This window comes from Streptococcus sp. 714 (assembly GCF_013277115.1).
In the GTDB taxonomy this organism is placed as follows: domain Bacteria; phylum Bacillota; class Bacilli; order Lactobacillales; family Streptococcaceae; genus Streptococcus.
Genome location: NZ_VMMH01000032.1, coordinates 1 through 5,559 on the forward strand (window position 1 = coordinate 1; position 5,559 = coordinate 5,559).

A 5,559-nucleotide genomic window follows, 5' to 3' on the forward strand; every position below is an offset into this window, starting at 1 on the left:
ATCAACAACTTTATCCACAGTTGTGGATAAAGTTGTTGATAAGATGGTGTAGTTCAATATACTGGTTCATTTCAGTGAAAGTAGCTCCTCTTTAGAAGTGGCTAAGACTTGAGCTTAACTGGATACAGGTGGGTATGGTGTAGTTTAAAGTCCGTCAAGTTCAAGCTGGGGCAACTAAAAAAATCTGATCATACTAACTCTAAGTTTGGCTACTGGTAGAACTTTGAAGCTCTATCTAAATCGGACTTTGGATAGACAACTGCTTGCTAAGGTTCATATTTCAGTTAAAACGGAGATAAAATATCTTAACAATTCATTTCCTTTTCCGAATAAATAGATAGAGCCAGATAATCTAGTAAACCTAGATTTAAAAATGTGCTATAATGAAAGGAGAAGCAATATGACTGTACGTCATCCGGGCATCAGCCCAACCAATGACTTAGTTGCTAAGAAAATCTTTAGCAATCCAGAAATCACTTGTCAATTTATCCGCGATATGTTGGATTTACCAGCCAAAAATGTAACCATTTTGGAGGGGAGTAATATTCATGTCTTGCCTTCCCTGCCGTACTCGGCTCAGGATTTCTATACCAGTATAGATGTTTTAGCTGAACTAGATAATGGCACTCAAGTAATTATTGAGATTCAGGTGCATCATCAGAATTTTTTCATCAATCGCCTGTGGGCTTATTTGTGTAGTCAGGTCAATCAAAATCTAGAAAAAATTCGCCAACAAGAAGGCAATACTCATCAAAGTTACAAACACATCGCACCAGTATACGCTATCGCAATCGTGGATAGCAACTACTTCTCAGATGACTTGGCTTTTCATAGCTTTAGTATGCGCGAGGATACGACAGGCGAGGTCTTAACCATCACCAATAACGGTCAAGAAAACCATCTGGTTAAGATGGCATTCTTGGAACTAAAAAAATACAGAGAAACCAGCAAGGATAGCGTTCGCAAGCCATGGTTGGAGTTTTTCGGGAACAAACCCTTTACCCAACAACCCGAGCGAGCCATCAGCCAGGCAGACCAACTGCTAGACTACAAGAGCTGGTCCGAGGAGGACAGGAAGATGTTTAGTCAACTACGTATGCGAGAAGAACAAGCCTTGTTGGCACAGGACTATGCCTTGGAACAAGCTGAAGAAAAAGGCTTGGAGCGTGGTCGTGCAGAGGGTATTGAACAAGGCTTAGAGCGCGGGAAAGTTGAAGGAAGTTTGTCTATGCTACTAAATCTAGTCCATCAAGGCATTCTGACTTCAGAGGTTGCAAGTCAACAGTTGAGCATGACTGTCGCAGAGTTTGAGTCACTTTTGAGTCACTATTGAAAGAGCATCACAAATAAGAACTAAAAAAATACAGAGACACCAGTAAAGATAAGGTTCGTAAACCGTGGTTGGAATTTTTCGGTAACAAGCCCTTTACCCAACAACCTGAGCGAGCCATCAGCCAAGCAGACCAACTGCTGGACTACAAGAGCTGGTCCGAGGAGGACAGGAAGATGTTTAGTCAACTACGTATGCACGAAGAACAGGCCTTGTTAGCACAGGACTATGCCTTGGAAACAGCTAGGGCCGAAGGTATTGAAAAAGGATTAGAGCGTGGGAAAGTTGAAGGAAGGGAAGAAGGGAAACTCTTTGCCTTCCTGGATATGGTCCGTCAAGGTCTTTTGACACCTGAGGTTGCGAGTGAACAATTGGGAATGACCGTTGCTGAGTTTGAGGCGCTGTTGTAAGACCAGTACTAACGGACAAGAAAACCATTTGGTTAAGATGGCGTTCTTGGAATTAAAAAATACAGAGAAACCAGCAAGGAGGAGGTTCGCAAGCCGTGGTTGGAGTTTTTCGGGAATAAACCCTTTACTCAAGAACCCGAGCGAGCCATTAGCCAGGCAGATCAACTACTGGACTACAAGAGCTGGTCCGAGGAGGACAGAAAAATGTTTAGTCAACTACGTATGCGCGAAGAACAAGCGTTATTGGCTCAGGATTATGCCTTGGAGACTGCTCGGGCCGAAGGTATTGAAAAAGGATTAGAGCGTGGGAAAGTTGAAGGAAGGGAAGAAGGGAAACTCTTTGCCTTCCTGGATACGGTCCGTCAAGGTCTTTTGACACCTGAGGTTGCGAGTAAGCAATTAGGTATGACCGTTGCTGAGTTTGAGGCCTTACTATAAATGAGAATGGGGACATGTTATCGAACTAGATAGCATGTTTTGTTTTAGGCCAATAGTCAATGTTTGTTTTCGTTTTTTTAAACTTATACTCTTCGAAAATCTCTTCAAACTACGTCAATGTCGCCTTACCGTATATATGTTACTGACTTCGTCAGTTCTATCTACAACCTCAAAACACTGTTTTGAGCAGCCTGCGGCTAGCTTCCTAGTTTGCTCTTTGATTGTCATTGAGTATTACTCGAATTATAATTATATATATGTAAAATCTTCTGCAATTAAGTATAAATCGCAAAAAAATACAACAGTATAATATAGCGATTAAATATATATTTAATCGTAAAAAAATTCAAAAATAAACTATCTGAAAATTTCCTACGTTTTCAAATATATTTTTTCTTTTTTTACGAAATTTTGAAGTCGAAAAGTTTGCATATATATTGAAAATAAGATAGAATATGAGTGTAGGTTTCTGCATACACAAGAGAATAGTGCTTATTCTTTTTAAGTAATAAATTTTGTTATGTAGAAGCTAAATCAACTAATTCCAAAAGGAGAAAAAAATGGAACACAAAAACTCCATGAGTCGTGTTGAACGTTTGCACCGTGAAAAGGTCACGCGTTATTCGATTCGTAAATATAGCTTTGGAGCGGCTAGTGTAGCAGTCGCTGCTCTTTTCATGTTCTTAGGTAATGGAGCTGTATCAGCTAATGAGCTAAGCAAACAAGATACACCATCTGTAGAAGCTCCAGCTTTGAACAAAACTCAACTTGAAAGCTACATTTCAGAAATTGAAACAAAACTTTCTAACGGTTCTTACGATAACAAAACGGAAGAAAGTGTTGCAGTATTAAAAGCTGACTTAGAAACTGCAAAAGCTACATTAGCGAACGCAACTACTCAAGCTGAATTAACAAAAGCTTACAATAAACTTGTAATGACTGTTAATTCAGGGTTAAAAAATAAACCAACAGAGAAAAAAGAAACTCCATCAGTAGACACTACTAACGGACAACCAACTGTAGGTAAAAAAGCAGATAACACTGAACCAACATCTGGTACTAACTCAATCGAAAACACAGGATCTAAAGACTCACGTAATGGGCAAGCATTAGATAAAAATAATGCATTTAGAGCTGAGACACCTGAAACAAGTGGTAACTTTAAATACTCGATGGAGTATTCTAATGGAAAAAAAGACATTTACCTTTATAATGAAGAAGAGGCAGATGTCAATATTACAGTTAGCTCAACAGCTGGAAATATTACTAAAGCAACAGTTAAAGCTGGAAGTGGTCAGTTCGTACTAAAATCGAAAAGTGAACAAGCGATAGCTTTTACGAAATATGGACGCGGATCTATGCCTCCAGAAGAAGAAGTTGAAATAGATGGTTACGGTTGGAGTTATCGTCAAACACTAACTGAAACTGAAGGTCCAGTAACAATTAAAATCACTGGTAAACCAAATGATGAGTTTAAAAAAATTGACACTTATACAAAAACTGAAAATCAAGAAGCAATACTAGGATCAAGATTTTTACAACTTAAAGATTCTACTAATGCTGAACTGCGTGGAGGTAGAGGTGCATCAGATCCTGGTTATTTCAAGTTAATTGTTAAATCTCAAACATATAAATATGATATTCAACAACCAGAATCAAATGCTGATAAGATTGCTGTTTCGAATGTTGATAATCTAACTGAAGCAGATATTATCAAAATCAAAAACGAACTTAAAATTAAATATTCTGATAAAGCAACTACAGAAGATGCTCGACTAGCATCTAAAAGAGGAGAAGTCGTAAATCCTAGATCTTCAGTAGTGAAAGAAATTGCGGTTGCCAACGGAACAGTTACTGTTACATATAATGATGATTCAGTAGACACTGCTCCAGTTTCAAGTGTTGCCCGTACAAACCAAGTACCAACAGTTGAAATTCCATATTCATTGGACAACAGGAAAGATGTATTTGTATATGCAAATGAAGATTTCGATATTCCTGTTAAATTTACGGATGATTTAGGGAAAATTGCATCTGCAGAAATTTTACGTGGTGGAAATAAGGTACAACCAGCTAAAGATGAATCAAATCCAAATATATTGGATAACGAGTATGATACAGTAGTTGAAAAAATCTCTACAGAAACACCAGCGACAGCAGAAAATCCAGCAGTTGTTCACATTAGAGGTAAAATTACAAAAGATACAGAAGGTGGAACACCTGTTAAGAAAATAACACTTCCTACAACAGAAAGTGCTGAACTTCCAATTGTAACTCGTTATGCTACTGCAACAGATACAGATGGAGGACTTCTTTACAATACCGCGACTGGAAATTCATATGCCAGTGACCCAGGTTCATTCAGAATTGTCTTAAAAGCTCAAACAGCAAAATATGATATTAAGAATCCAGAGACAAAAATTTCTGTAGATGATGCTAATAATATATCAGAAGATGTGTTTAATCAGATTAAAGATAGCATTAAGATTCAATATTCTACAACAAACAAAGATAAAAATCTGCTTGACAAACAAGGTACAGACGTTGATAACCAAACTGAGCGTATTGAAAGCATTGAAAGAGAAGGAAATAATGTTGTAGTAACATATAAAGATGGTTCTAAAGATACAAAAGCATTAGCAGATTTTGTAAACGTAGCTCCAAAGGTAGCACTTCCATACTCAAATGAAGCTAATAAACAAATCTATGTTTATACAGGTGAAAACACTGATTTAACTTTCAAAGGTACAGATGAAAAAGAAATTAAAGATCTTTACCTACGTGGACCTGGAGATATTTCAGGGAATAATGCAGCAGGCTATGGATTACCAACAGGTAAAGTTGAAAATGGTGAAGTGACTGGTGAAGGTTCAGTATCTGAAGATAAGACATCAGCTACTATCAAGATGACTGGGAAAACTAATCTACCAGCTGGGCAACAGTGGACAAGTTTTATTGTTTCTAAAGACAACGATGGTAAACTTTCAAACACTGATTATAGAGCGCTAGATAAAGATCCTAATGCGAGACAAAAACCAGGATACGCTCACTTCCTAGTTAAAAATCAAACATTTAAATACGATATAGCAACTCCAACTGAAAAAGTTGCTGTAACAGACCCAGCTAACGTAACGCAAGATGAGTTAGATAAAATCAAAGAAAAATTACAAATTGAGTATTCTAAGAGTAATGATGATGCTAACTTAGCAGAGAAAAAAGGTAAAGCTGTAGATGCTGAAGATGCTAAGACTAAGATTAAATCAGTAGAAAAAGATAACGCTGGAAATCTTGTAGTAACATACACAGACGGATCTAAAGATACAAGACCGTTATCAGATTTTGTAGCTAAAAATCCAGAAGTAACACCAGTTAAAGATCCAG

The 5,559-nt window shown here is 37.5% G+C and carries 2 protein-coding genes and 2 pseudogenes; all 4 read left to right on the forward strand.

What is annotated here, in order from left to right:
• Positions 1 to 400: 400 nt before the first annotated feature.
• Complete coding sequence (locus tag HT718_RS09120) at positions 401 to 1,333, forward strand: Rpn family recombination-promoting nuclease/putative transposase (RefSeq protein ID WP_173268253.1); 933 nt, start codon at positions 401 to 403, stop codon at positions 1,331 to 1,333.
• A gap of 17 nt (positions 1,334 to 1,350) precedes the next feature.
• Positions 1,351 to 1,740: pseudogene (locus HT718_RS09675) on the forward strand (hypothetical protein); the annotation flags it as partial.
• Between the two features lie 10 nt (positions 1,741 to 1,750).
• Positions 1,751 to 2,178 (forward strand): annotated as a pseudogene (locus tag HT718_RS09130) (hypothetical protein); the annotation flags it as partial.
• A 560-nt stretch (positions 2,179 to 2,738) separates the two neighbouring features.
• Positions 2,739 to 5,559, forward strand: a 2,821-nt coding sequence (locus tag HT718_RS09135) for a YSIRK-type signal peptide-containing protein (protein ID WP_240147370.1), incomplete at its 3' end; no start/stop codon positions are given.